Genomic DNA, 21,496 nt, shown 5'->3' on the forward strand with positions numbered 1-21,496 from the left:
CAGCGTGATGGATCGCCTGGCGTTACGGCTCACTCTTCCATGCTGAATGTGAGGAAATGGCGCTCCCTAGCGAAGCGCACGATTCCAAGGATTGCAACAACTTAGCGCCAAGTTTGGGCAAAACCCGCTGCATTGAATTGCAAGGCGTTTCAGGACGGCTCCCCAAACGATGCCCGGTTCGGAAGGCCAAGGCCTACTCCGACCAAGATCCCGACGCGTCCGTTTATGACGGCCGGACCCTCTTGGGCTTCCTGGTCGACGAGCGCAGCCAATGCGCCGCGCTCACCCCTGATCGGTTCCTAATCGGTCTGTACCCCGATCGCAAGGCCGCCACGCACGCCATCATCACCCGCGGACCTGCAGCGTGACCAGCGTGACGCCCGCACCGTTCGACTGGAACGAGGAGGTTGTGGCCATCCCCCACCAACGCGCCATCACCGTTTACGTGACCGAGCGACTCGACGTCGTGGTGATCCGCCAGCAGGGCGAGCACGGCGCACCCGATGCCACGATCGAGGTCGCGTCCCGCAACTGCATCGAGCTTGCCGCAACCATCTTGCGTGAGGCCGGCCAGCACCGCTTCCGAATCGTTGAACTCGATGACGACGAGATCGTCGGCCGGGACGGCAATCGGATGCACATCCCTCAAGCCATGGAGGGGTTCTTCGACAAGCAATAACGAAAAACGGGCCTGACCTCGGAAGGGTCAGACCCGTCAAAAAAATGGCGCTGAACGGTTACGACGGCAGCGGCGCCACCACTTCCCGATGAAGTGGAAAGTCTACTGCGGGGAGCGGCCATAGACAACAGCCCGGTCCGAAAAGTGCGAGGGCGGCCGCCGGAGCGATGCAGAGCTTCGAGAAGTTGGCACCAAGGTGATCCGCAGCATCGCGAGGTCACCGCCCTAAGCGACGGTCGACGGTGACGGCAAGATCGCAGCGGGCATAGGGACCGACCTCGTCACTTTGACGAGGGAGGTCGTCCTATGCCCATCACTCGGGTCTCTGGATCAAGCAAGACGCTGAAGAAAGTAAGGAAGAGAGATGCAGCCGTTGATAGTTCGAGATCGCGGGATTCCCAAATCAGCTTTGCGAACTTACAGAATCGTCATGCACAGGCTGTTGGCATGACGACGAGCTCGGGACTCCGCACCGTCAAGCGGCGGATATTTTCCGCGAAGGGCGGACGGTTCAATCATCTCGACGCCGTTCTGGCGCTGATCGCCGGCGGCATGTCGGTGAAGGCAGCCTGCCGATCGAAGCCACATTTTCCGACGGCAGCGCAGTTCAATTGCCGGCTTCGCACAGATCCCGCGCTCCGGGCTCGCTTCGAAGCCGTCTGCGCGCGAGCCGGTCAGGGCCGGCCGAACTTAGGTGCGCTGGATCACGCCGACGAGATCCTGAAGCTGATCGAAGGCGGCATGTCGGCGCGCCGCGCCTGCGCCAGCGACTCCCGCTTTCCAAGCCGGGGTAGCTTCGTCGCCGCGCTCCGCTACAACCCCGACCTGGAGCTTCGCTACGATCTTGCGCTGGCGCGCCGCGAGCGACCGCACGCCAAGGCGCTCGCCGCGTTCGACGAGATCGAACGTCGCATCATCGCCGGCGGCGCCATTCTCCAGATTCTCAATTCCGATCGGACCCGGTTTCCGGACTACACCGCGTTCGCCAAATTCTTGAAGACCCATCCCGAGTTCGACGCCCGGTACCGCGCCGCCGGGCGGACGCGCCAGGCCGGGCCGAATGCGTTGCGCCAAGGTCCGGCCTATTCCGCCAATGAACTGCGGCGGGCGGCCACCGCGCTGATGCTGTCCAATGCCCGCGGCGAGGTCCACACGTCGCGACTCGCGCCCGGCGGAATTCACACTCAGAGCTTGCTGCGGGCGCGGTTCCGCAATCCCGAACTGCTGGTAGCTGTCGAAAGCGCGGTGGTGGCGCGCCGGACGCGCCTGCATCTCGTCAACGGACGGCCGAAGATCGATCCGGCCAACGTTCGGCTGGTCGCACCGAGCACAATGACGGTCCGCGGCCTCATGTTGGCCGGCGAGCGCCACGCCGCCGCGTTGTCGCAAAACGATCTATGGCGACGCGCCGTCGCGGTACTGCCGAGAGCCCTGGACCGTGACGCCCGCGATGACATCGCCAGTGCCATCGTGCTCGCCATCCTCGAGGGGGCCATCGATATCTCGATGATCGCCAGCGAAGCGCAGCGGCTCCTCACGATCCACAACCGCGAAAGGTTCGATCCGAACCGTAAGTCGCTGGACGCGCCGATCGGTGCCGACTCGGCATTTTCCTTGGCCGACGTTCTCTCAAACAACTGGGATTGATCATGCTCAGAAGCGGCGAGATGGTCAAAGGCGACGCTGGGCCGCCGATGCGTTTTCTCGGCATCGATCCTGATGGTATGGCCCGCTGCCTGGTGGTCGATGACGACGGTGTCATCCGCCATTGCACGGTGTATCCGAACAACCTTCGTGCGATGCGCGACGTGTTCCGGCCGCGGACATGCTGGCGTGAGACGAACAGCTTCGACCTCGTGGAGATCGAAAAGGAAGAGCGTGCCGCCGCGGAATCGCGGCGCCTGCAACGGAAGTCCGCCCGCAAGGCCAAGCGCAGCAACAAAATCAAGCGCGGCAAAGCGCCGGTGGCCGCATGACAGACGCGTCGCTGCGCGGAGAGAAACTGTGGGGCGCGCCGTCGATCGCGCAGTTCATGGGGCTGTCCTGCGACACGGTCTATAAGCTGTCGGACGACCCGGATTGCCCGATCTATCGGCCCCCGGGAACGAACCGGCTCTTCGCCACCCGGTCGGAATTGCTGGTTTGGCTCCGAACCAAGCGGAAACTACCCGACGATACCTGAGATTGGCTGAGTGGCCTTTTTGAGTTCGCGCGACGCATGTTCCCACAACGGGATGGTCGCGGCGAACAGATGGGCTGGTATTCCAAAATCTTCGGTAGCGGGCGCAAGAGCTTCGACGAGTCGGCGTGGTCCGCGCTGATCGACGAGGGCGCGAAGACTGCCGCCGGCATATACGTCTCACCAAGCAAGGCGCTCAACTGTCCCGCCGTCGCGGCGGCTGTTCGAATCCGCGTCGAGACGCTGGGATCTCTTGGCCTGTTCCTCTACCGACGTGGCCCCGACGACGAGCGCAGCCGCGCAACCGACCATCCCCTCTATGCCTTGCTGCACGATCGGCCGAATAGCTGGACCAGCGCCGCCGAATTTGTGATGCAGCTCGAGACGGACGTCATCACCGAGGGCGCCGGCTTTGCCTACGCCAACCGCGCCAATGACCGGATCATCGAACTGATCCGCCTGGATCCGCTGGCTGTCACCGTCAAGCGCGACCCGGCGACCATCGAACCGTTTTACGAGGTGGCGCTATCGACCGGCGGGACGCGGCGTTACGGCTGGCGGGACATTCTGCACATCCGCGGATCGATCGACCTCGCCAATCGTCATGATGCGCGGCCGCTGTCGGCGCTGCGCCAGGCACGCCAGGCCATCGGCCTTTGTCTCGCCCTCGAGGGCCACGCCGCCCGCTTGCTTGGCAACGGTGCGCGGCCAAGCGGCGCGCTCAGCACCGGCGGCAAGCGGCTCGACGACGTCGCTTACAAGCGCCTGCAGAAATCATGGCGCGGCACACACTCCGGCGAGAACGCCGGCGGCACCGCGATTTTCGAGGATGGCGTCACCTTCACGCCGATCACCTTCAGCAGCGTCGACCTTCAGTTCGCGGAAATGCGGGTGTTTCAGTCGATCGAGATCGGCCGCGCGCTCGGTGTTCCGCCGACGCTGATTTTCGAACTGGGACGCGCCACCTGGTCGAACAGTGAGGAGATGGCGCAGTCGTTCCTGACCTTCACGCTGCTCGGCCGCTGCAAGCTTTGGCAAGGCGCCATCTCCCGGCTGCTCAGCGCTGAGGAGCAAGCCGAATACTACCCGGAATTCGAGGTCGACAGCCTGGTCAAAGCCGATCTCGCCGCGCGCTACGCCGCCTTCGCTCAGGCCTGCGGCGGTCCGTTCCTCACCGCCAACGAAGTCCGCGCCACCGACAACCGGCCCGGCATCGACGGCGGCGACGAGCTACGGCCGCCGGCCAACGCAGTTGGCGTCACCGCGACGCCGGCGCCGAAACCGAAACCCGGACCGATCGCGGTGGTGGCATGAACGCACAGTTCGAATTCAAGGCCGATTTGGCCGTCGACGATGCCGGCGCGATCACCGCGATGGCATGGCCGTTCGGCTCCGGCGATCGCGTCGGTGATTGGATCCACAAAGGCGCGTTCGCCTCAACACCGGCAACGCTTCCGATGCTGTTCGGTCACCGGCCCAATGATCCCGTCGGGGTGTGGAACGACATCAAGGAAGGTCCGGACGGACTGCAGGCCAAGGGCCAACTGCTGATCAACGACGTGCCGCGGGCAAAGGAAGTTCACGCGCTCGTCAAGGCGAAGGCCCTCACGGGCATCAGCATCGGTTTCATCACGCGCAAAGCCAGCGCCCGCAAGGGCGGCGGCCGCGACATCAAGCTTCTCGACCTCGTCGAGATCTCGCTCGTCACGGTGCCGATGCACCCGGGCGCGCGCATCACGTCATCGAAATCCGCAGCGGAGGCCATCGCGCTTTCCGAGGCGATCAACCGCGCCGCTGCGGCGCTCAAGAGGTAGGCCCATGCAACACGTATCGAAACAGGCGCTGCTGCGCGGCGCGATCGAACTGAAGGAAGGCGATCTCGACCCGGCTGCCATCGTGCAAAAGGCGCTCGACGATCTGCAGAAGAGCGTCGACGATCGGCTCAAGGCCGTCGAGGGCAAGGGCATCGACCCGAAGCTGCAAGCCCAGATCGATGCGATCCAGGCGAAGCTGAATCGCCCCGGCACCGGCACCGAGGAGAAGGAAGCCGACGTCGTCGAGAAGAAGGCGTTCGACACCTACGTCCGCCGCGGTCGCGAGGGCCTGACAGCGGACGAAGTGAAATCGCTTCGCGTGTCCGATGACACCGCCGGCGGCTTCCTCGCACCCGATGCGTTCCAGGCTGAGCTCGACCGCAACGTCGTGCTGTTCAGTCCGGTCCGCTCCGTCGCCCGCGTGCTGCCGACGGGCGCGCCCGCGGTGCTGTGGCCGAAGCGCACCGGCGGCATGACCGGCGCGTGGGTCGGTGAGACGCAGGCGCGGCCGGAAACGACCGTCACCTTCGGTCAGAACCGCTACACGGTCTGCGAACTCGCGGCATATGTCGACGTCAGCAACGCGATGCTCGAGGACTCGGCTTTCGACGTAGGCCAGCTTCTGGCCTTCGAATTCGCCGAAGAGTTCGGCCATCTCGAGGGCGTCGCATTCGTCAACGGCGCCAGCCCGCTTGCGCCGTCCGGCTTCATGCAGGATCCCAACATCGCCTACACGCCCGGCACCGACGCCAGCCTGGTGAAGGGTGACGGCCTGATCGACCTGTATCACGCCATCAAGGCGCCGTACCGCGCCAACGCCGTGTGGGGCATGAACAGCGCCACGCTCGGCGCCATCCGCAAGCTGAAGGACACGCAAGGCAATTACCTCGTCGCGATGCAGGGCATCAACAACGCCCCGGTCACGACGTTGCTTGGTCGTCCGATTCTGGAATTGCCGGATCTGCCGGACGTCGGCAGCGGTGCGTTCCCTATCGTGTTCGGCGACTTCAGCCAGGGTTACAGGATCTTCGACCGCATCTCGCTGTCGATCCTGCGCGACCCGTACAGCCAGGCCACCAACGGCATGACCCGCTTTCACGGTCGTCGCCGCGTCGCCGGCGGCGTCGGCAAGGCCGAAGCCATCCGCAAGCTCAAGATCGCAACGTCCTGATCATAGCGGGGCGCGCTCGCCGCGCCCCGTCACCTCAACCGACTTTCACAAGGGAACAAGACGATGCGAGACCTTTCCAGCAGGATCCACATCAAGCCGGCGATCGCGCCGGCCGCGGCGCGCACCGACAACACCGCGATCGTGTCAGCGATCCTCGATACGTTCGGCTTCGGCGCCGCGATGCTGGCGCTAATCACCGGCACCGAGACGGACACCAATGCAACCTTTGCCGTGCTGCTCGAGGAATCGAACGATTCCGGCATGAGCGGCGCCGCCGCGGTTGCCGATGGCGACCTGATCGGCACTGAGCTCTTGGCCGGCTTCCAGTTCGACGACGACGTCGAGTGCCGCAAGCTCGGTTACATCGGCAACAAGCGGTACATCCGCGCCACGATCACCCCGTCCGGCAATGACAGCGGCAACATCTTCCTTTCGGGAGTGTGGGTGCTCGGTCTGCCGAACAGCGCGCCGACGGCGAACCCGCCGCAGTAGTTCGGTTCGCGCAGCCATCGGTTACATCGCCGGATTTCAAAATCCGGCGATGGCGGCTGCCCGGCCGGCAGATCATTCCCGTGGCCTGAAGCGTTTCGGGCAGCCGCATTTTCATTCGAGGGCGCAATGCTAACCGTCGTCACGTCAGCAGCATCAGAAGACCTCGCGACGTTGGCCGTGGTGAAGGCCGCGCTCGGAATCACGGACACCAGCGAAGACGTAGCGCTTGCGCTGCACATCACCAGGGCAAGCGCGGCCATCGCCACCGCCTGCAACCGGGTGCTCGTATCCGAACTTGTCGAAGAATCGCTGCGCTCCAATGGCGGCGCCTCGTTCATGCTCGAGCGATACCCGGTCTGCAGCATTACAAGCGTGAGCGAAGCGGGCGCCGCATTGACCGGCGATGATTACGAAGTTGACGCCGATGCTGGCATCATCACCCGCCTGCGTTCGGACAAGGCCTCGGGGTGGGCATCGGGCCGCGCGGTGATCAGATATCGGGCCGGCTACTCGCTGGCAGCCATGCCGCCAGATCTGGTGCAGGCAACCATCGTGGCGGTTGCGCAGTATCGTTCCGCCGCCGCACGCGATCCGTTGTTGAGATCCGAGAGCACGGGTGACGTCGAGTCGCTGGAATGGCAGATCGCCACGGGCGGGCTGCCCGGCGCTGTGCTGGACCTGATCGCCAGCCACCGCAAGCCGGCCGGGTGCTGACCATGGCAATGCGGGCACCATCCCTTCGGCCCTGCGGCTGCATCGTGAGATCGGGTGCGACGTGCCAGCACGCCCGTGCCCGCAAGGCTGCATCGGAAGCCCGCCGCCCGTCGGCCCGCGATCGTGGCTACACCACCAAATGGGAACGCGAGAGCAAGGCGTGGCTGGCGCAGCCAGGGCATGAGCGGTGCGCGTGCGGGTGCGGTCGCCGCGCCGACATGGTCGACCACCGCATCGCCCCCAAGGGCAACCAGCGCCTGTTCTGGGATAGGTCGAACTGGCAGCCCTACGCCAGCGTCTGCAACACCCGCAAAGCCATCCGATCGGAAGGCGGCTTCGGTCGCACCCCCACCGGGGGGGCATCGCCGTCTTTGGCAATAGGAAGCGGGACCGCTGCTGGTCCACTCCGCGACGTATTTTCGAATTTTTCCCCTCCCGGAAAAGGTCAAATTCCATGACCGGCCGGGTGCTGAAATTGATCAAGACGCCCGCCGCGCCGCCGCTGGTCGCGCCGAAATCGTTGCCGAAGGCGGCCCGTGCGGAGTGGCTGAGGCTTGCTCCGCTGCTCAAGGCGAACGGCACATTGACGCCGGCGAACGAGCCGCTGCTGGGCGCCTATGTCGGTGCGATGGCCCTGATCGCGGAGTGCGACAAGGAACTGGCCAAGGCGAAGATCCTGGTGAAGGGCGCCAACGGCAGCCTGCGGCCGCACCCGCTTATCGGCGCCCGCAACAAGGCCTTCGCCACCGCCCTGCAACTCGCGAAAAGACTCGGCATCATCGGCAACGGCATCGCCCCTCCGGAGCAGGGAGGCACCGATGAGTGGTCCGGCATGGATCTCTGACGCCAGCCCGATCCCTGATCCGCTGGGCCGCGGACAGCGCGCCGTCGACTTCCTGCGGTTGCTGAAGCACCCCAAGAGCCGGCTGCCGGGGAAGGCCTTCCAGCTCGACCCGCCGTTCGAGCGCATCGTGCGTGCGATCTATGGGCCAACTGATGCGCATGGCGCGCGCCTGGTGCGGGTGGTGTATCTCCAGGTCGGCAAGGGCAGCCGCAAGACGTCGCTCGCCGCGGCGCTGGCGTTGCTGCACACCTACGGCCCCGAGCGGCTACCGCGCGGCGCGAATTACGTCGCCGCCGCCGACAAAGGCCAGGCCCGCGTCGCCTTCGAGGAAGCGCTCGGCATCGTCGAAGCGATCCCGCAATTGGCTGGCGCGTCGCGGCCGGTCGATAGCAAAAACCGGCTGATCCATCCGAAGTCCGGCTCGTTCTTCGAGGCGCTGTCGTCCGATGGCCGCAACGCACACGCCCGCACGCCGATGTTCATCCTGGTCGACGAGCTTTGGGCGCACCGCAAAGCCGATCTGTGGCAGGCGCTGCGCACCGGTGCCACCAAGGCGCCGGGCTCCCTGCTGATCGTCGCCACCACCGCCGGGCGCGGCAACGAGTCGCCGGACTATCCGATCTACGAGTACGCGAAGAAGGTACAGGCCGGCGAGATCATCGATCCATCGTTCCTGCCGATCATCTTCGAAGCGGATCCCGCCGACGCCTGGGACAGCGAGGAGACCTGGTCAAAGGTGCTGCCGGGTCTCCCGTATGGCTATCCCGACCTTCCTTCGATGCGCCAATACGCGCGCGAGGCGAAGGAACGCCCGGCCGATCGCGCCGCATTCGAGCAGTTCTACCTTGGCCGCCGGCAGGAAAACAGCCTCAGCCCCTTCGTTGACATGGCCGTCTTCGACGAGGGCAAGGCTACGATCGACGTCGAAGCGCTCGCCGGCCGGGAATGCTGGATTGCCGGCGACATGAGCAGCACAACCGATCTCAGCGCGGTGCTGGCCTGCTTCCCGGACGGCGACGACTTCATCGTGTTGTGCTGGGCCTTCGTCCCCGCGGACAATCTGCAGGCCCGCGCCGATCGCGACGGCGTGCCGTACCCCCGTTGGGCGAAAGAGGGCTGGATCATCCCGACTCCCGGCGGCGTCATCGATTACCGGTTGATTGAGAGCCACATCCGCAACTTGTGCGAGAAATACGAAGCGCGAGAAATTGCGTTCGACCCGGCCTATGCGACACCAGTGCTGGCGCCGCTGACCGACGACGGTTACCCGACGCTCACGATGCGCCAGGGATGGGTGACGCAGTCGCCGGCACTCAACATCGTCGAGCGCGCCGTGATCGGCAGAAACCTGAAGTGGAATTCCCCGGTTCTCCGCTGGTGCGTCGAGAACGTCGCGATCCACACCGACAGCGCCGGCAATCGCGTCATGCACAAGGGCAAGAGCCGCGATCGGATCGACCTCGCCGTGACGCTGTGGATGGCGCTAGTGCGGGCATCCGCCGGAGACTCCAACGTCAGCATCTACAGTACCGACGAGCGGCCCGACGGGCTGCTAACCATTTAGGGGCGATACGGAACTGTATGAAACTCTAATATCCCTCTCGCCAGGGCCCTAGAGGAGGGCGAAGTATTGGTCGGCGCATAAAAACGGAATGCCATAATGCTGGCAAAGGTCTCCAACTGTCGTATAGACGATTGATTGATGGTTCGAAATCACTCCAAAGTTACGTGCGGCCGCTGTCGCCGCCAGAAAGAGCGCAGACTCATTCCCTACAAGTCGCTCCTTAGCGAGCGGGGTTTTCGAGATTCCGATGCACCTCCTCATAACGTCCTCGTCAGGAACAAGGATGCATTTGTGATCCTGAATAAAGTTCTGCTTCAGAGCAGGTAATTGTTTGAAGAGGTCCTGCTCGCAGTAGCACGCAAACAGCGATCCGCGCGCGCACATGCTTACACAGTGATCTATCCGCTCATTATTGAATGACGCGAATATATCCCGGGCCGTTCGAAAATCGATCATCCACCCGTCAACATCTGGCAACGGCATTTAGCTCACCGCCGCCAGAAATCTACGCGACGCCAAAGCAAAAGCGCTCTCTTGAAGCGATTCGCTTAGTTTCATTCCAGATTGCACATCAAGACTATCGACTATCTTCTCGTCGATGGCAATTTTCGCCAAGTATGTCGGAAGGTAGCCAAGCTCGCCAATCCTTTTTGCATGCACGGCCCCGAACTTACCCACGGCCGCATCAGTTTCGTCATCTTTTTCCAGCGTGGGAGTCTTTGACCGTTTACTTTCCCAGGTACGCAGGAAGGATTGACTAAGATAGTTTGCCTCGACTAGGCGAATGGCTGTGGCGTGCTGGCTGAGCAATAGATTCTGCGAAACCAATCTGATCAACTCAAATGCATCGGAGCGGACAGAGCGCCCCAGCTGTTCGACATACCTCTGGAATGTCGACATCGGCGCTAGAAATTCCGCAGCAAATCGGTTGCACGTTTGCTCGGTCGCATTCTTCACGATGAAGGGATTCGAAACGCCTTCCGTGTTAGCTAGGATGTGGCCAAACTCGTGAACGAGTGTGAATAGCTGGGCCTTTCGCGAAGAAATCTTTCTATTAACAAACGCAACGGGTGCGGTCTCCGAGTGATTGACATAAAAACCGAGAAAATCATCAGGAGGCGCGTCGTTCACGTTCACGATCGTACCCAGAGCTTCAAGAAACATCCTAAATGCCCCGAAGAATATCTGCTCCGGTGTGCCGTGGAAATCTAGCCCGGTACTACGGCGCTCCAGCCAGTCATCAAAGAACTCCCTCAAGTGGGTTGCGCGGGGCACTGTCGGCAGTCCGAGCGGGACATGGTCCTTCCACGCAGGCTGTGGGCGGCTAACAGCGCTATCAATCTGATGCGTAAAACTAGCAATCTTTTCGGACGACCAAATGCGTCGCATGCCCGCGGGAGAAAGACGTGCTGGCTGAGGAGTCGACCGTCGAAAATCGGGAAGCGCCTCGGGTAGATTGGGAAGATTGCGGCTTGCTAATAGGTATGAAGGGAGACCATAGACGTCGGCGAGTTTTTCAATCTGAATGAATGACGGCTCAATGTCTCCGGATTCAAATTTCTCAAGACGTGACTCGCTAATATTTGACGATGAAGCGACATCAGCCAATTCGAACTGGCGTGTCTCACGGACCTGCCGTAAAATACGTCCTAGTACCATATCGATTCCTGGTTAGAGCGCAGAATGGCGACATTAGGAGAGTTCAGCAGTCTGTTGCAGTTGGGATTCGGCATTGGGATTGGCTTGTCTTATTTTCGGGCGCCCGTTGAGCTCAGGGCTAAAGAGTTGGCGATGGCGATCGATAATGAGATTATTGTTCTTGAGGGTTTGTCATCGGCGAAAGCCCAGCAACAGCGCGGGGATTTATCGTTGTTAAAGCTCGCCTTTAACGTTGAGGCTGATAACCTCGAAAAGTGGCTGTTTCCGTTCATGATTGGCGCTCTTGTCGGCGCGGTTGGCAATTGGACCGCGCTCGTCCTTGCCTCTCTCTACGCGCCATACGTTCTCAGTGCACACGAGAAGATTGGATTATTGTTCCTTTCTGTTGCCTATTATCTCATCCTGGGTGCCTTGCTCGAAATTATGGCGCGATGGCGATTTCACATCATTAAGTTGAGATTAGCGGAGATTCGATCGACGTAAAGCCGGATGTAGTGTTTCTCCATGCTCAATTGGACCAATGCCAAGCTTCTTCCGTCCCTCTATCGTATTGGAGAGGCGTCGGTTTTCGTCGTCGCAAGGACATCTTGGTTGACGAAGGTGCCTGATGTCCAACGGGTTATTGCCGCTGGTCTTGCAGCGATAGCATCTGACCTGCTTGCCGAGACCGCCGGCAATGACTGGATTATCGCTGAAGACGGCTCCGCCGTTCATTCCAGCTTGGAAGCGCAAATTTGGTGCAGGCCGAATCGGTAAACCGCTTGCCTCCAGTTCTTCAGCCCGGGAGCGTGAGAATTCCGGTGATCGGATTCACTCACTTAGTTCCTTCTTCAAAGCTTTTCGGTCACTGCCGTTCAGGGGGGTGACATGACGCCATTCATGGGCAGAGCGGAGGAGCTTCCAGTCCGCAAATCATGCTATACTTTGTGCACCAGCGCACTGCCACTAGTGATGAAAATTGGGGAGTAGTGGAACCATGAACCAGACCTCAGCTAGGCGTGCCCGAGCTGCGATCAACCGCCGTGGACACCTCGTCAGCTTTCGTCGTATGACGACAACGATGCCGCAAACTGTTCTGGCGCGCGCAGACGTCAAGGCAACTGTCGAAGGATACAAACCGGACGAGTTGATCAGCGGCATCACCGCGGGTTCGCGGAAAGTCATCGTGTCGTTGCTCGAACTAATCTCGGCCGGCTTTCCGATGCCTATCAAAAAGGGCGACCGCATCTATCTTGGCGATGCCTTGGACGTGCCGACTACCATTGATGCCGTGGATCCGGACCACCGCGAATTCAGCGGTTGCCTAGATATCAGCACCAAGGGAACGTGATGCCCCGTATTTCGACTTTCGCGAAGGATCTGCAGCTCGCCACGGCGGGCATCGCGCCGGAGAACGTCGCGCGAGAGCTTGCCGCTTACGCGAGACGCGAATTGGCGCGAGCGATCCAGGACGGCGAGGGATCAGAGCGATTCGATCGCTACGTAAACGGCAATCTCGGCGCGGCAGAGAAAAGTGTCGTTCCGCCCGGACCGATCGTCTATCAGTTCCGATGGTGGCGCGAGATCCTGGAATTTGCTCTGCAGACTTTGGTCGAGCGATCGCCGCAGAAGTCGGGCCGCTACAAGCAATCCTGGTTTGTCATGACGCCTGGTGGCCGCGTCAAGGATTTCGACAGCATCCCAATCAACGCCACGGTGATTATCTGCAACGATCAGCCGTATTCGCGTAAGATCGATGTCGGTCACATGCAGATGTCGGTTCGTCCAGGCGTCGTTGAGGACGCCAAAAAGGCCGTGATGTCGCGGTTCGGCAATATGGTCATGGCGAAACGGACGATGATCCCTTTGCCCGGAGGGTACGTGCTGAAAGGTCATTTCCGGCGCGGCTACCGGCAGTTCGCGAGGAAGAGGCTGCGCCCAGACACCACGGCCGGCAGTCAGATGCTGTACCCGGCGCTGGTCCTATCGATGCGCAGCTAAGCTAATGGTTTTGCTATTTCAACATGCCAAGCATCAGCGAACCGCTGAAAGTCTCCGTCCGCAATGAGATGGCGAACGAACGGAACACCCTCCGCCCCGTGAGGCGTTATATCGATAAGCTCGCCAAGCTCCGTTTCGACAACAGAGTGAGCGACTACATCAAAGTGCCGCGGAAAATCCAGCACCGAATATCCACGAACGTGCCTATGAATTGGCAGGCAATGCACCCAAGTTGCGACGTTGGAATGGCAGTTGCCCAAGCGCGGCACCCATTCAGCCGGCTTGCCTATAGGAAGCGAAACACTGACAAAGCGCGGTACTACGGATTGGTCCAAACGCTTCAAGACCGATCTCGCCTGAGCAATAAGTTCTTCGGACGGTACCTGCGACATCACACCTGCACGTCGGGATCTTCATAAGCAGACGTTTCGTTCACCGCCTGAAGATATTCGCGTACAGCCCAGGCTTTACCGACAAGATCGCGAATCCGCTGCGCAAGGTAATGCTCGTAAGAGTCGACGCCTTTCGCGCTTCGCATGTAGTTGCCCATGGCTTCGGCGCTAAAAGCTGGATCTTCGACGACTTTTTGAAGGCAGAGGAAGAATCTCTTGTCGTCCAGTGGATGGGAACTCTGCCAAGAGTCTACTCGAAGAAATTTGTCAAAAACTGTGTAGTCCACGACCGCGCTCATTTCTTTTTCCCTTTTGCCTTCACCGTCAGCGCCTCGTCGAGCAGGCGCCGAATCGCCTCCGGCCGCGTCAAGTCAGCATCTTCTTGCTTATTGATCCAAGCATCGATTGCCGCGGCCTGGTCCGGCAAGATGCGCAGATGCACGGATTCGGCCCCCGTGGCCGGTCGGCCTCTCGATTTTCTCGTACCAGTTATTGCCTTTGCCATGATTTTCGTGTACCAGAAAATCGAGCCGGTCGGAAGCGCCAACTTCCTGCCCGGCTCTAACTCTCACCATGGAGGCCCCATGCCGAAAGCTGACACCAGGAATAGACGAGTCGCCACCAGCCATCTTCCGGAATCGATTGGCCCGGCGAACTGCCCCATTGCCGCGATCGCCGCACGATTTGAGGAGCTTTGGCGGGAACACGATCGCATTGAGGATGTGCCAAAGCCGGAGGACAGACGCGACGATGGGCGCGGCGCTGAACAGATGCTGCTCTTCTCTGCGGCTGAAACTTTGAAAGACATGGCGTCTTACGCGCGTGCGCGGTCGCTGGAAGGTGCGCTGTTTCAGATCCGACTCGCCGCTGATTGCATCGGCGACATCAAGGCGAACGAGCACACGCAGGACGAACGAGACTGTCTGGTCGATCAGGCGATGCGCCTGCTGTTTTCGGCGATCGGTCCTGTCCGTGCGATCGCGACGGGACCGCTCGCGGACGTGGCATCGCGATATATGCCGGCTGCGCACGACCCGTTACTTTGCTTCGACCGCGCGCGCGGCGAGGCGGCCTGACGGCGCGGCCCTTTTGTCGAAGGGCATCGACCGTCGTCAGCACACCGAGCAGCACAGTCCACGGCGTCACCACGTTGCTGGCGCCGTCGACATTTCGACGCCGGCGCCGTCGACACACTCCTGCATTTGATTCGGGCAACCTATCTTGTTGAAATCGTTCATGGTGCCCCGATCGATCGATCCAGCAGGCCCGCATCGACTTACGCGCCCGCGCTGCTCACGTGAAAAATCCTAACGAAACCTTTCCAGCACGAAATCAACACGTTATTGGCTTTTACAAGCAATGCGGCGATCTTCACGAGGAATGCTGCCTTGTATTCCAAATGCTCCACGGCTAATGATTCGGAATGCCGCGTAGCACTCATAAACGCATCATGGAACTTCCCCCCGTCATCTTCGAGGCGGGCCCTTTCTCGCCGGCCGAAACAGTCATTCTGACCGGCATAACTGAATCCACGCTGCAGAATTGGACGAACAAGGGCTACCTCGGAGCCGACAAGGTCGGATTGGGTCGGGGTGCGAAACGCCGCTACACGTTGGCTGACATCGAGACCATCATGTTCGGAATGGACATGGTGGGGGCCGGCATCTCGCCAGTTGTCGCATTTGAGTACGCGCCCGTGGTCCAGCGGCGGACCGCCGAAGCCGTCGAGCGAATTAGAGATCGCCTGATCGAAGACGGCCATTCCGCGGCGTCGCTGCAAAGGGATCTAAGCGATCAGGTCGTTGAATTGCTGGCCTGCTTTGCGGCCAACCCAGACGTTGGCAGCAGCGAGGATTACTACGCGGTCAATATTTTGCACGGCGGCAAGCTGCAGTTTCAGCACCTGCCGGACGGCAAATGGGCCGTGATGCTCTTGCGGGTTGGTTTGCGCAAGCTCGGGCTGGCGAGTCATCTCGATGCCATCAAAGCCGCGAAGCAGGCAAAGCGGGCGGCGCGGCCAAAGAGACCGCCAGTCAAGCGGATGACCGAAGAGGAACTTCTGGCTGGCCTCGAGGGGATGGACGAACCGGGCACCGAGAAGGGGAAACCCTGATGCCTCGTCAGCTTGCCCTTCCGCCGAATCTGCCGCCGCGGCTGATCGCTCGAGAGGCCAGCGCCGCGTATGCGTGTCTCTCGCCCAACACCTTCGATGAAATGGTGAGGGATGGCAGGATGCCGAAGCCCCGAATGCTCGGCTCGAAACGTCTGGCATGGGACGTCCGCGAACTTGATGCTGCGATCGACGCTCTTCCCCGCGATGGTGAAGATGCGAACACCGTCGCCGCTGATGACGGTTGGGGAGAAGAGCATGCCCCGTAAGCTCCCGCCGCATGTCGAGCGCAATCACGTGAAGGGACACACCTACCTGTCCTTCAGGATAGGGAAGGGGCCGCGCACCCGGTTGCCGAGCGATCCGTCGTCGGCTGAATTTCGCGAAGCCTACGCGGCCGCCATGGCCGGCGAGACTCCGCCAGCGCGTGCCGCGATGCAAAAGGACGCGCCCGGGACCATCGGCGCCTTGGTGACCTCCTACATGCAGACCGCAGCGTTCATCTCTCTGCGAGACACGTCGAAAGCCGGCTATATGACGCGGCTTGAGACGATCCGAGTGGAGCACGGTCACCGCAGCGTCGCGGGCCTCACACGCGATCGGATCAACACCTTCATCCTGTTGCCCTACGCCGACAGGCCAGGCGCGGCACTCGACACGTTGAAGAAGCTGCGGATCCTGATTCGGCACGCGATCGAAAAGGGACTGCTGAAGCACGACCCGTCGGCGGGCATCAAACGACCGAAATCCAAGCCGATCAGGGCTTGGACCGATGCCGAGATGGCGGCCTATGAGGAACGGTGGCCGCTCGGCACGAAACAACGCACCGCCTATGCGCTGATGCTGGGAGTCGGTACGGCGCGCGTCGACGTTCACCGGATGACCTGGACGCAAGTCGATTCTGCCGGTGTTGGCTACACCCGCAACAAGACCGGCGTGGCCGTCGATATCGGGCTGGACACGGGCTTGCGGGCGGCATTGGACGCGGCGCCGCGGGAACACGTCACGATCATCAACACCGAGTTCGGCCGGCCCTTCACCGTCGATGGGTTCAGCGGCTTCATGCGGGATGCGATGACAGCGGCGGGACTGCCGCTCGATTGCAAGCCACACGGTCTACGCAAGACGCTCGGTCGGAAACTCGCCGACGCCGGCGTCTCGGCACACGACATCATGGCCGCGCTCGGTCACACGACGCTCGCACAGGCCGAACTCTACACCAAAGAAGCGAACCGGCGACGAGGCGGACAGCGCGCCGTCACCCAGCTTAACGACCATAAGGCGAACATCCATTCCCAAACCGCATCCGAGCGTTTGGGGAAAGTGGTCAAAACCGGTGGAAAATCAGAATGATGGGCAAGCCGATGGCGCTCCCTAGCGGAATCGAACCGCTCTCTCCACCGTGAAAGGGATCGTAATCCGTCCACGGTGGACCATAAACATTTTCGCAATTCAATAAAACCAATGGTTACAGCCACTTTCGGCAACGTGCGTCTATTGACGTTCACGGGTGTATATTGGACATGTGTTGGACACGCTCGTTTATCCACCGTGCACGGGATACATCATGGCTCGGACTGTCCAAGACGCGAAGCTTGAATCCCGCACCGCGCGCGACCGGCTCAAGAGCAGCGGCAAGCCTTACTTCCGCACGCTGGAGCCTGGCCTTCACCTTGGCTACCGCAAGCCCGTCAGTGGCCCCGGCAAGTGGGTGGCGCGGCATTACATCGGCGAGGGCGGTTATGAGATCGAGACGTTGGCCATTGCCGACGACTTTTCCGACCCCGATGGCGTGGCGATTCTGTCCTTTGGCCAAGCGCAGACGCTGGCGCGGTCCCGAATGGTGCTGCGCGCGCACGCTGCCGTCGGCAAGACCAAGCCCCTGACCGTGGCCGATGCCGTCGAGTCCTACATCCAATATCTGATGACGAATAAGAAATCGGGGCAGGAGGGGCGGTACGCCGCGGACGCCTTCATTCTTCCTGCCCTTGGCAAAATCGAGGTCGACAAACTGACTACTGACCAGATTCGGAAATGGCATGTCGGCGTTGCCGCCGCACCGGCCCGCATCCGAACCAAGCCGGGCGGAAAGCAAAAGTTTAAGCCTGACGTGTCGGATCCGGAACAGGCTCGCCGCCGCAAGTCGTCGGCGAATCGCATCCTGACCGTTTTGAAGGCGGCACTTAACCGGGCGTGGCGGGATGAGCAGGTCGCGTCTGATGGCGCGTGGCGACGGGTCGAGCCGTTCGAGGGCGTCGAGTCCGCACGGGTGCGGTATCTGACGTTGCCCGAGGCGTCTCGCTTGCTCGCAGGCGCTGACGACGACTTCCGGTTGCTGGTACGGGGCGCGCTGGAAACAGGCGCCCGGTATGGCGAACTGTGCTTGCTGACCGTCGCCGACTTCAACCCAGACAGCGGCACCGTGACAATTCGCCAGTCAAAAAGCGGGAAGGCCCGCCATGTGGTGCTGACTGCAGACGGCGCGGCGTTCTTTGCCGAGCGGACGAAGGGACGGCAGGGTGGCGAACCGATGTTCGTCAAAGCGGGCGGGGGACCATGGCTGCCGTCGCATCAAGCGGCGCCGATGGAAACCGCCAACACGCGAGCGGCGATCGATCCGCCAATCAACTTCCACGGCTTGCGGCACACATGGGCATCGCATGCGGTGATGGGCGGCGTCCCGATGCTGATCGTTGCGAAAAACCTTGGACACTCCGACACGCGCATGGTCGAGAAGCACTATGGGCATCTGGCAAGTAGCTTCGTTACCGATGCAATTCGAGCAGGTGCTCCGCGATACGACGGCACGGTTTAGATAGTTAATCTACACTTAACGAAGTCCACGGGCGTTGCTTGTTGACAACGGGGGCTCATTATGCAATTATCTGCGCGCAGTAGAAATCCGCACTAAGGGTTTTTATTGGTCAAACATAAGGTGCAACGCTCCCTGAGCGTGGCGCCTTTTTTCATATCTGCCATCGCCCGCCCGACATTCGTCGCGGCGGGTTTTTTCGTACCTGGAGCACACCATGAATTCCCAGACAGTAGACGAGTTCTGCCACAGCCACGGCATCAGCCGCGCTTTCTTCTACAAGCTTGCCGCGAAGGGGCAGGCCCCGAAAATCTTCAAGATTGGCCGATGCACGCGCATCAGCGACAGCGCCGCAATCGAATGGGTCGCGGCGCGCGAAGCTGCCAGCGTGAAGGTGGCGGCATGAAAATCACCGCGCTTGAAATCATCGCTGATCCCAAGCCCTGGAAGACCGGCGACAAACTCATTGCCAAATTCAACGTCGAATTTGCCGGCTTGCGGATGATCGACTGCCTTTTGATACGTGCCTCGCGGGGCTTTCTGCTTGCCCAGGTGCCCCGCGGCACTGGTCGCGACGAAGGCAAGCGTCTTGTCGAGATCGTTGAACCTGATGTCCGCGTAAAGATGGCCGAAGCGGCCTTCGCGGCCTTCACCATTCTCGGCGGGACCGAGAAAGCTGCCTAACCACGCATACCCGGCGAGATGTCTCGACCGGATTCAACGAGCCGCAAGCGCGGCAGAAAGCAACACCATGGAAACGATAGTGCCCGCCGCCGGCGATTGGCATCTCTGCATTGACGATGAAACATCAAGTAGCAAATTTCACCGTGTCACGATACTAGCTTGGGCAATTAGCCAAAACCCGGCGGCGTTGCCGGTGCCAATTACTCCGTTCGGGCGCGGTGACGTGTCGGGCGAATATATGGTCCAAGCGGTCAGCGAAAGCGCCGACCAATTCATCATATTGCCGAACGGTCCCGCGCTTGCTGGAAACGACTTCAACGGCGCGAAGCAGTGGTTCAAGCAGAAACGCCTTGCAGGTGCGGCATGACGGACCCGAAGCCCCTGAAGGGGCTGCGCGCGGCGAGCCAGCCGCCCGCGCCGGTCTATCCTACGCCAATGCCGCCAACCCTGGTCAGGGTGGCGCCGCCGCAAAAGGTCACGCCGCCGCCGAAGCTGATACAGTCCAGCGGCGAGTTCGTGGCCAATTTCCTTGCCCCGTCCTATTTGCTCGACGGCATCGTGCAGCGCCACTTTTGCTACAGCCTGACCGCGGCGACAGGAGCGGGCAAGACCGCAATCGCGCTGCGGCTCGCTGTGCACGTTGGACTCGGGCGCAAGCTTGGGGACCGGGAGGTGGAGAAGGGGCGGGTGCTCTACTTCGCATCGGAAAATAGCGTTGACGTGCAAGCGCGCTGGATTGCGATGGCAGAGCATTGCGGTTTCGACGTCAACACCATCGATGTTCACTTCGTGTCAGGCGCAAGCAAACTGTCCGAGATTGCGGAGCGCATCACGATTGAAGCCGCGGCGCTTGGCGAATTGGCCTTGGTCGTGGTCGATACATCTGCCGCGACGTTCGAGGGGACGGACGAAAACAGCAACGTGGACTCGCTGCAACACGCCAAGCGGATGCGCAGCCTGACCGAATTGAAGGGCGCGCCTACCGTCCTGGTCCTGTGCCATCCCGTCAAAAGCGCAACGAACGACAACCTGCTGCCCCGTGGTGGCGGATCCTTTATTGCCGAGATCGATGGCAACCTGTGCGCCCGCAAGAGCGATTCCGCGGTCGAGCTTCATTGGGCCGGCAAGTTTCGCGGGATGGACTTTGCGCCAATCCTGTTCCGGCTCGACACGGTGACAGCCGAGCGGCTGAAGGATGGGCGCGGGCGCTCCATGCCGACAGTGATGGCAACCCCGATGGACGACGCAGGAAAGGATGCCATGGCGGTCGCGGCGCGCACTGATGAGGACATGGTGTTGCGGGCGATCGACGGAAATGCGGGGGCATCATCGAACGAACTGGCAAAGGTGCTGGATTGGAAAATGCGGGACGGGCGGCCCTATGGCGTGCGCGTGCGGCGCGCGGCAGAGAAGCTTGCGGGTGACGGGCTGATAATGAAGCACCGCGGAGAGTGGACGTTGAGCGCGCGCGGGGAGAAGGAATTGAACCGCCTGGACAAGCGCGCGACCGGAACAGACGGGCGGAACAGCCTTGTTTCGATCCTGCCTCAAATGCCACCAAAACCGGTGCCCTAAAGCGGCCGGAACACGGACTGTTTCGTTCTGTTCCGATGACCAGAGAAACCCTTATAGAATGGGCAGAACATGTGTTCCGATACATGTTTCGATCCTATGTCGCGGGTGGGGGCATTTATGCCCCCGCATAGGGTGGAACAGAACAGTCTAAGTGTAGGGCTGTTTCGCTGTTCCGGTAGCTGCGCTTTCTTGCTTACTTCCTTGGAAAATGGAGCGTTTGCCAAGGAAGAGTTGTCCGCCGCCGCGCGCCTTTGCGATTATGTGTTGACTGGTATCAATACGGGCTGATTTGCAAAGCGCCTTAGATTGTAGTATGTTGCGCCTTCAATGACCCTGGTTCGCTCTATGAGCGCGCCGGGGCTTTTTCGTTTAAGCACGCGCTACTGTCCGTGCAAGTACACATAGGTCCAAGACTGTCCATCCTCGACGGCTACCTAGCAGAGCAACTGACCGACGCACTGGTCAACGCGGACATACCGCAGGCCGCAGTGGTTACTGCGCAGGAGATGAGCGGCCCGCCTTGGGATCCAGTGCTCACCGATGTCCCGCATGACTGCTCTGGCTGGACAGATAACTATTCGCAGATCGATCACGCCGACAGCAACGTGCAGGTCAATGACCGCAAGGTCTATGTGCTGTGCTCGACGCTTGCCATCACGCCGACGACTGCCGACACCGTGACCATTGCGGGCGCGACCTACGCAATCGTCAATGTGCAGCGTGATCCCGCTGGAGCGGCGTGGGTGATGCAATGTCGGACGTGACCCCGAGTGCGCGCCTTTCGCGCCGTCGCGCCAGCGGCCCGCGCTACCCCGCAGCGGTCCCAA

The 21,496-nt window shown here is 61.2% G+C and carries 28 protein-coding genes; 25 read left to right on the plus strand and 3 right to left on the minus strand.

Annotated features, from left to right (window positions below):
- Window positions 1-56 precede the first annotated feature (56 nt).
- The 12 genes from RBJ75_RS04160 to RBJ75_RS04215 all read left to right on the plus strand — a co-directional run bounded on the left by RBJ75_RS04160 (window position 57) and on the right by RBJ75_RS04215 (window position 9,457).
- On the plus strand, window positions 57-368 hold the full coding sequence (locus RBJ75_RS04160) for a hypothetical protein (RefSeq protein WP_152647745.1): 312 nt from the start codon (window positions 57-59) through the stop codon (window positions 366-368).
- Window positions 365-679 carry a hypothetical protein gene (locus RBJ75_RS04165; RefSeq protein WP_044412497.1) on the plus strand — a complete coding sequence of 105 codons (315 nt, stop codon included), beginning with the start codon at window positions 365-367 and terminating at the stop codon, window positions 677-679. The genes RBJ75_RS04160 and RBJ75_RS04165 overlap by 4 nt, the downstream gene beginning before the upstream one ends.
- A gap of 447 nt (window positions 680-1,126) precedes the next feature.
- Window positions 1,127-2,326, plus strand: a complete 1,200-nt coding sequence (locus RBJ75_RS04170; RefSeq protein WP_044412494.1) for a hypothetical protein — start codon at window positions 1,127-1,129, stop codon at window positions 2,324-2,326.
- A 2-nt stretch (window positions 2,327-2,328) separates the two neighbouring features.
- A complete protein-coding gene (locus tag RBJ75_RS04175; RefSeq protein WP_044412493.1) occupies window positions 2,329-2,655 on the plus strand; it encodes a hypothetical protein in 327 nt (108 codons plus the stop codon).
- Window positions 2,652-2,861 carry a helix-turn-helix transcriptional regulator gene (locus tag RBJ75_RS04180; RefSeq protein ID WP_044412491.1) on the plus strand — a complete coding sequence of 70 codons (210 nt, stop codon included), beginning with the start codon at window positions 2,652-2,654 and terminating at the stop codon, window positions 2,859-2,861. The genes RBJ75_RS04175 and RBJ75_RS04180 overlap by 4 nt, the downstream gene beginning before the upstream one ends.
- A gap of 36 nt (window positions 2,862-2,897) precedes the next feature.
- Entirely contained in the window at window positions 2,898-4,172 is a 1,275-nt protein-coding gene (locus tag RBJ75_RS04185; protein ID WP_080901057.1) for a phage portal protein, read from the plus strand.
- Between the two features lie 26 nt (window positions 4,173-4,198).
- Window positions 4,199-4,672 (plus strand): HK97 family phage prohead protease, encoded by a 474-nt coding sequence (locus RBJ75_RS04190; RefSeq protein ID WP_317528708.1) that lies wholly within the window; start codon window positions 4,199-4,201, stop codon window positions 4,670-4,672.
- A gap of 4 nt (window positions 4,673-4,676) precedes the next feature.
- Window positions 4,677-5,843: a phage major capsid protein gene (locus RBJ75_RS04195; protein WP_044412484.1), complete on the plus strand. Its 1,167-nt coding sequence runs from the start codon at window positions 4,677-4,679 to the stop codon at window positions 5,841-5,843.
- 63 nt (window positions 5,844-5,906) lie between these two features.
- On the plus strand, window positions 5,907-6,335 hold the full coding sequence (locus RBJ75_RS04200; RefSeq protein WP_044412481.1) for a hypothetical protein: 429 nt from the start codon (window positions 5,907-5,909) through the stop codon (window positions 6,333-6,335).
- A 126-nt stretch (window positions 6,336-6,461) separates the two neighbouring features.
- Window positions 6,462-7,049, plus strand: coding sequence for a phage head-tail connector protein (locus RBJ75_RS04205; protein ID WP_152647744.1), 588 nt, complete (start codon window positions 6,462-6,464; stop codon window positions 7,047-7,049).
- A 454-nt stretch (window positions 7,050-7,503) separates the two neighbouring features.
- On the plus strand, window positions 7,504-7,893 hold the full coding sequence (locus RBJ75_RS04210; protein ID WP_044412475.1) for a P27 family phage terminase small subunit: 390 nt from the start codon (window positions 7,504-7,506) through the stop codon (window positions 7,891-7,893).
- Window positions 7,868-9,457: a terminase large subunit gene (locus RBJ75_RS04215; RefSeq protein WP_044412472.1), complete on the plus strand. Its 1,590-nt coding sequence runs from the start codon at window positions 7,868-7,870 to the stop codon at window positions 9,455-9,457. Before RBJ75_RS04210 ends, RBJ75_RS04215 begins: the two co-directional genes overlap by 26 nt.
- A gap of 483 nt (window positions 9,458-9,940) precedes the next feature.
- Here the strand turns inward: RBJ75_RS04215 and RBJ75_RS04220 are convergent, their stop codons facing one another.
- On the minus strand, window positions 9,941-11,116 hold the full coding sequence (locus RBJ75_RS04220) for a helix-turn-helix domain-containing protein (RefSeq protein ID WP_080901056.1): 1,176 nt from the start codon (window positions 11,114-11,116) through the stop codon (window positions 9,941-9,943).
- Window positions 11,117-11,140: 24 nt separating this feature from the next.
- On the opposite strand from RBJ75_RS04220, the gene RBJ75_RS04225 reads away from it, so the two are divergent.
- The 3 genes from RBJ75_RS04225 (at window position 11,141) to RBJ75_RS04235 (ending at window position 13,096) form a co-directional block, all read left to right on the plus strand.
- Window positions 11,141-11,599 (plus strand): hypothetical protein, encoded by a 459-nt coding sequence (locus RBJ75_RS04225; protein WP_044412463.1) that lies wholly within the window; start codon window positions 11,141-11,143, stop codon window positions 11,597-11,599.
- Between the two features lie 493 nt (window positions 11,600-12,092).
- Entirely contained in the window at window positions 12,093-12,446 is a 354-nt protein-coding gene (locus RBJ75_RS04230) for a hypothetical protein (RefSeq protein WP_152647743.1), read from the plus strand.
- Entirely contained in the window at window positions 12,416-13,096 is a 681-nt protein-coding gene (locus tag RBJ75_RS04235; RefSeq protein ID WP_152647742.1) for a hypothetical protein, read from the plus strand. The genes RBJ75_RS04230 and RBJ75_RS04235 overlap by 31 nt, the downstream gene beginning before the upstream one ends.
- 391 nt (window positions 13,097-13,487) lie before the next feature.
- On the opposite strand, the gene RBJ75_RS04240 is transcribed toward RBJ75_RS04235, so the two are convergent.
- The gene (locus RBJ75_RS04240) at window positions 13,488-13,787 is read right to left on the minus strand and encodes a hypothetical protein (protein ID WP_044412454.1); all 300 of its coding nucleotides are present in this window, start codon (window positions 13,785-13,787) and stop codon (window positions 13,488-13,490) included.
- The gene (locus tag RBJ75_RS04245) at window positions 13,784-14,035 is read right to left on the minus strand and encodes a hypothetical protein (RefSeq protein WP_152647741.1); all 252 of its coding nucleotides are present in this window, start codon (window positions 14,033-14,035) and stop codon (window positions 13,784-13,786) included. Before RBJ75_RS04245 ends, RBJ75_RS04240 begins: the two co-directional genes overlap by 4 nt.
- Before the next feature lie 37 nt (window positions 14,036-14,072).
- On the opposite strand from RBJ75_RS04245, the gene RBJ75_RS04250 reads away from it, so the two are divergent.
- The 10 genes from RBJ75_RS04250 (at window position 14,073) to RBJ75_RS04295 (ending at window position 21,433) form a co-directional block, all read left to right on the plus strand.
- Window positions 14,073-14,564, plus strand: coding sequence for a hypothetical protein (locus RBJ75_RS04250; RefSeq protein ID WP_152647740.1), 492 nt, complete (start codon window positions 14,073-14,075; stop codon window positions 14,562-14,564).
- 374 nt (window positions 14,565-14,938) lie between these two features.
- Window positions 14,939-15,601 (plus strand): hypothetical protein, encoded by a 663-nt coding sequence (locus RBJ75_RS04255; RefSeq protein WP_044412449.1) that lies wholly within the window; start codon window positions 14,939-14,941, stop codon window positions 15,599-15,601.
- Window positions 15,601-15,867, plus strand: a complete 267-nt coding sequence (locus tag RBJ75_RS04260) for a helix-turn-helix transcriptional regulator (protein WP_080901055.1) — start codon at window positions 15,601-15,603, stop codon at window positions 15,865-15,867. Before RBJ75_RS04255 ends, RBJ75_RS04260 begins: the two co-directional genes overlap by 1 nt.
- The gene (locus RBJ75_RS04265) at window positions 15,857-16,951 is read left to right on the plus strand and encodes a tyrosine-type recombinase/integrase (protein ID WP_044412533.1); all 1,095 of its coding nucleotides are present in this window, start codon (window positions 15,857-15,859) and stop codon (window positions 16,949-16,951) included. Before RBJ75_RS04260 ends, RBJ75_RS04265 begins: the two co-directional genes overlap by 11 nt.
- Window positions 16,952-17,165: 214 nt before the next feature.
- Entirely contained in the window at window positions 17,166-18,413 is a 1,248-nt protein-coding gene (locus RBJ75_RS04270; RefSeq protein WP_044415921.1) for a tyrosine-type recombinase/integrase, read from the plus strand.
- A gap of 214 nt (window positions 18,414-18,627) precedes the next feature.
- Complete coding sequence (locus tag RBJ75_RS04275; RefSeq protein WP_044415923.1) at window positions 18,628-18,816, plus strand: helix-turn-helix transcriptional regulator; 189 nt, start codon at window positions 18,628-18,630, stop codon at window positions 18,814-18,816.
- Complete coding sequence (locus RBJ75_RS04280) at window positions 18,813-19,094, plus strand: hypothetical protein (RefSeq protein WP_044415924.1); 282 nt, start codon at window positions 18,813-18,815, stop codon at window positions 19,092-19,094. The genes RBJ75_RS04275 and RBJ75_RS04280 overlap by 4 nt, the downstream gene beginning before the upstream one ends.
- 67 nt (window positions 19,095-19,161) lie before the next feature.
- Entirely contained in the window at window positions 19,162-19,461 is a 300-nt protein-coding gene (locus RBJ75_RS04285) for a hypothetical protein (protein ID WP_044415926.1), read from the plus strand.
- Window positions 19,458-20,669, plus strand: coding sequence for an AAA family ATPase (locus tag RBJ75_RS04290; RefSeq protein ID WP_276156380.1), 1,212 nt, complete (start codon window positions 19,458-19,460; stop codon window positions 20,667-20,669). The genes RBJ75_RS04285 and RBJ75_RS04290 overlap by 4 nt, the downstream gene beginning before the upstream one ends.
- Before the next feature lie 389 nt (window positions 20,670-21,058).
- Window positions 21,059-21,433: a hypothetical protein gene (locus RBJ75_RS04295; RefSeq protein ID WP_152647902.1), complete on the plus strand. Its 375-nt coding sequence runs from the start codon at window positions 21,059-21,061 to the stop codon at window positions 21,431-21,433.
- Window positions 21,434-21,496 lie beyond the last annotated feature (63 nt).

This window comes from Rhodopseudomonas sp. BAL398 (assembly GCF_033001325.1).
Taxonomy (GTDB): domain Bacteria; phylum Pseudomonadota; class Alphaproteobacteria; order Rhizobiales; family Xanthobacteraceae; genus JARJEH01.

Bases quoted from the DNA above. Each gene is read 5' to 3' on its own strand.
- RBJ75_RS04160 (WP_152647745.1), top strand. From the start codon at position 57: ATGGCGCTCCCTAGCGAAGCGCACGATTCCAAGGATTGCAACAACTTA.
- RBJ75_RS04170 (WP_044412494.1), top strand. From the start codon at position 1,127: ATGACGACGAGCTCGGGACTCCGCACCGTCAAGCGGCGGATATTTTCC.
- RBJ75_RS04175 (WP_044412493.1), top strand. From the start codon at position 2,329: ATGCTCAGAAGCGGCGAGATGGTCAAAGGCGACGCTGGGCCGCCGATG.
- RBJ75_RS04180 (WP_044412491.1), top strand. From the start codon at position 2,652: ATGACAGACGCGTCGCTGCGCGGAGAGAAACTGTGGGGCGCGCCGTCG.
- RBJ75_RS04185 (WP_080901057.1), top strand. From the start codon at position 2,898: ATGTTCCCACAACGGGATGGTCGCGGCGAACAGATGGGCTGGTATTCC.
- RBJ75_RS04195 (WP_044412484.1), top strand. From the start codon at position 4,677: ATGCAACACGTATCGAAACAGGCGCTGCTGCGCGGCGCGATCGAACTG.
- RBJ75_RS04200 (WP_044412481.1), top strand. From the start codon at position 5,907: ATGCGAGACCTTTCCAGCAGGATCCACATCAAGCCGGCGATCGCGCCG.
- RBJ75_RS04205 (WP_152647744.1), top strand. From the start codon at position 6,462: ATGCTAACCGTCGTCACGTCAGCAGCATCAGAAGACCTCGCGACGTTG.
- RBJ75_RS04210 (WP_044412475.1), top strand. From the start codon at position 7,504: ATGACCGGCCGGGTGCTGAAATTGATCAAGACGCCCGCCGCGCCGCCG.
- RBJ75_RS04215 (WP_044412472.1), top strand. From the start codon at position 7,868: ATGAGTGGTCCGGCATGGATCTCTGACGCCAGCCCGATCCCTGATCCG.
- RBJ75_RS04220 (WP_080901056.1), bottom strand. From the start codon at position 11,116: ATGGTACTAGGACGTATTTTACGGCAGGTCCGTGAGACACGCCAGTTC.
- RBJ75_RS04225 (WP_044412463.1), top strand. From the start codon at position 11,141: ATGGCGACATTAGGAGAGTTCAGCAGTCTGTTGCAGTTGGGATTCGGC.
- RBJ75_RS04230 (WP_152647743.1), top strand. From the start codon at position 12,093: ATGAACCAGACCTCAGCTAGGCGTGCCCGAGCTGCGATCAACCGCCGT.
- RBJ75_RS04240 (WP_044412454.1), bottom strand. From the start codon at position 13,787: ATGAGCGCGGTCGTGGACTACACAGTTTTTGACAAATTTCTTCGAGTA.
- RBJ75_RS04250 (WP_152647740.1), top strand. From the start codon at position 14,073: ATGCCGAAAGCTGACACCAGGAATAGACGAGTCGCCACCAGCCATCTT.
- RBJ75_RS04255 (WP_044412449.1), top strand. From the start codon at position 14,939: ATGGAACTTCCCCCCGTCATCTTCGAGGCGGGCCCTTTCTCGCCGGCC.
- RBJ75_RS04260 (WP_080901055.1), top strand. From the start codon at position 15,601: ATGCCTCGTCAGCTTGCCCTTCCGCCGAATCTGCCGCCGCGGCTGATC.
- RBJ75_RS04265 (WP_044412533.1), top strand. From the start codon at position 15,857: ATGCCCCGTAAGCTCCCGCCGCATGTCGAGCGCAATCACGTGAAGGGA.
- RBJ75_RS04270 (WP_044415921.1), top strand. From the start codon at position 17,166: ATGGCTCGGACTGTCCAAGACGCGAAGCTTGAATCCCGCACCGCGCGC.
- RBJ75_RS04275 (WP_044415923.1), top strand. From the start codon at position 18,628: ATGAATTCCCAGACAGTAGACGAGTTCTGCCACAGCCACGGCATCAGC.
- RBJ75_RS04280 (WP_044415924.1), top strand. From the start codon at position 18,813: ATGAAAATCACCGCGCTTGAAATCATCGCTGATCCCAAGCCCTGGAAG.
- RBJ75_RS04285 (WP_044415926.1), top strand. From the start codon at position 19,162: ATGGAAACGATAGTGCCCGCCGCCGGCGATTGGCATCTCTGCATTGAC.
- RBJ75_RS04290 (WP_276156380.1), top strand. From the start codon at position 19,458: ATGACGGACCCGAAGCCCCTGAAGGGGCTGCGCGCGGCGAGCCAGCCG.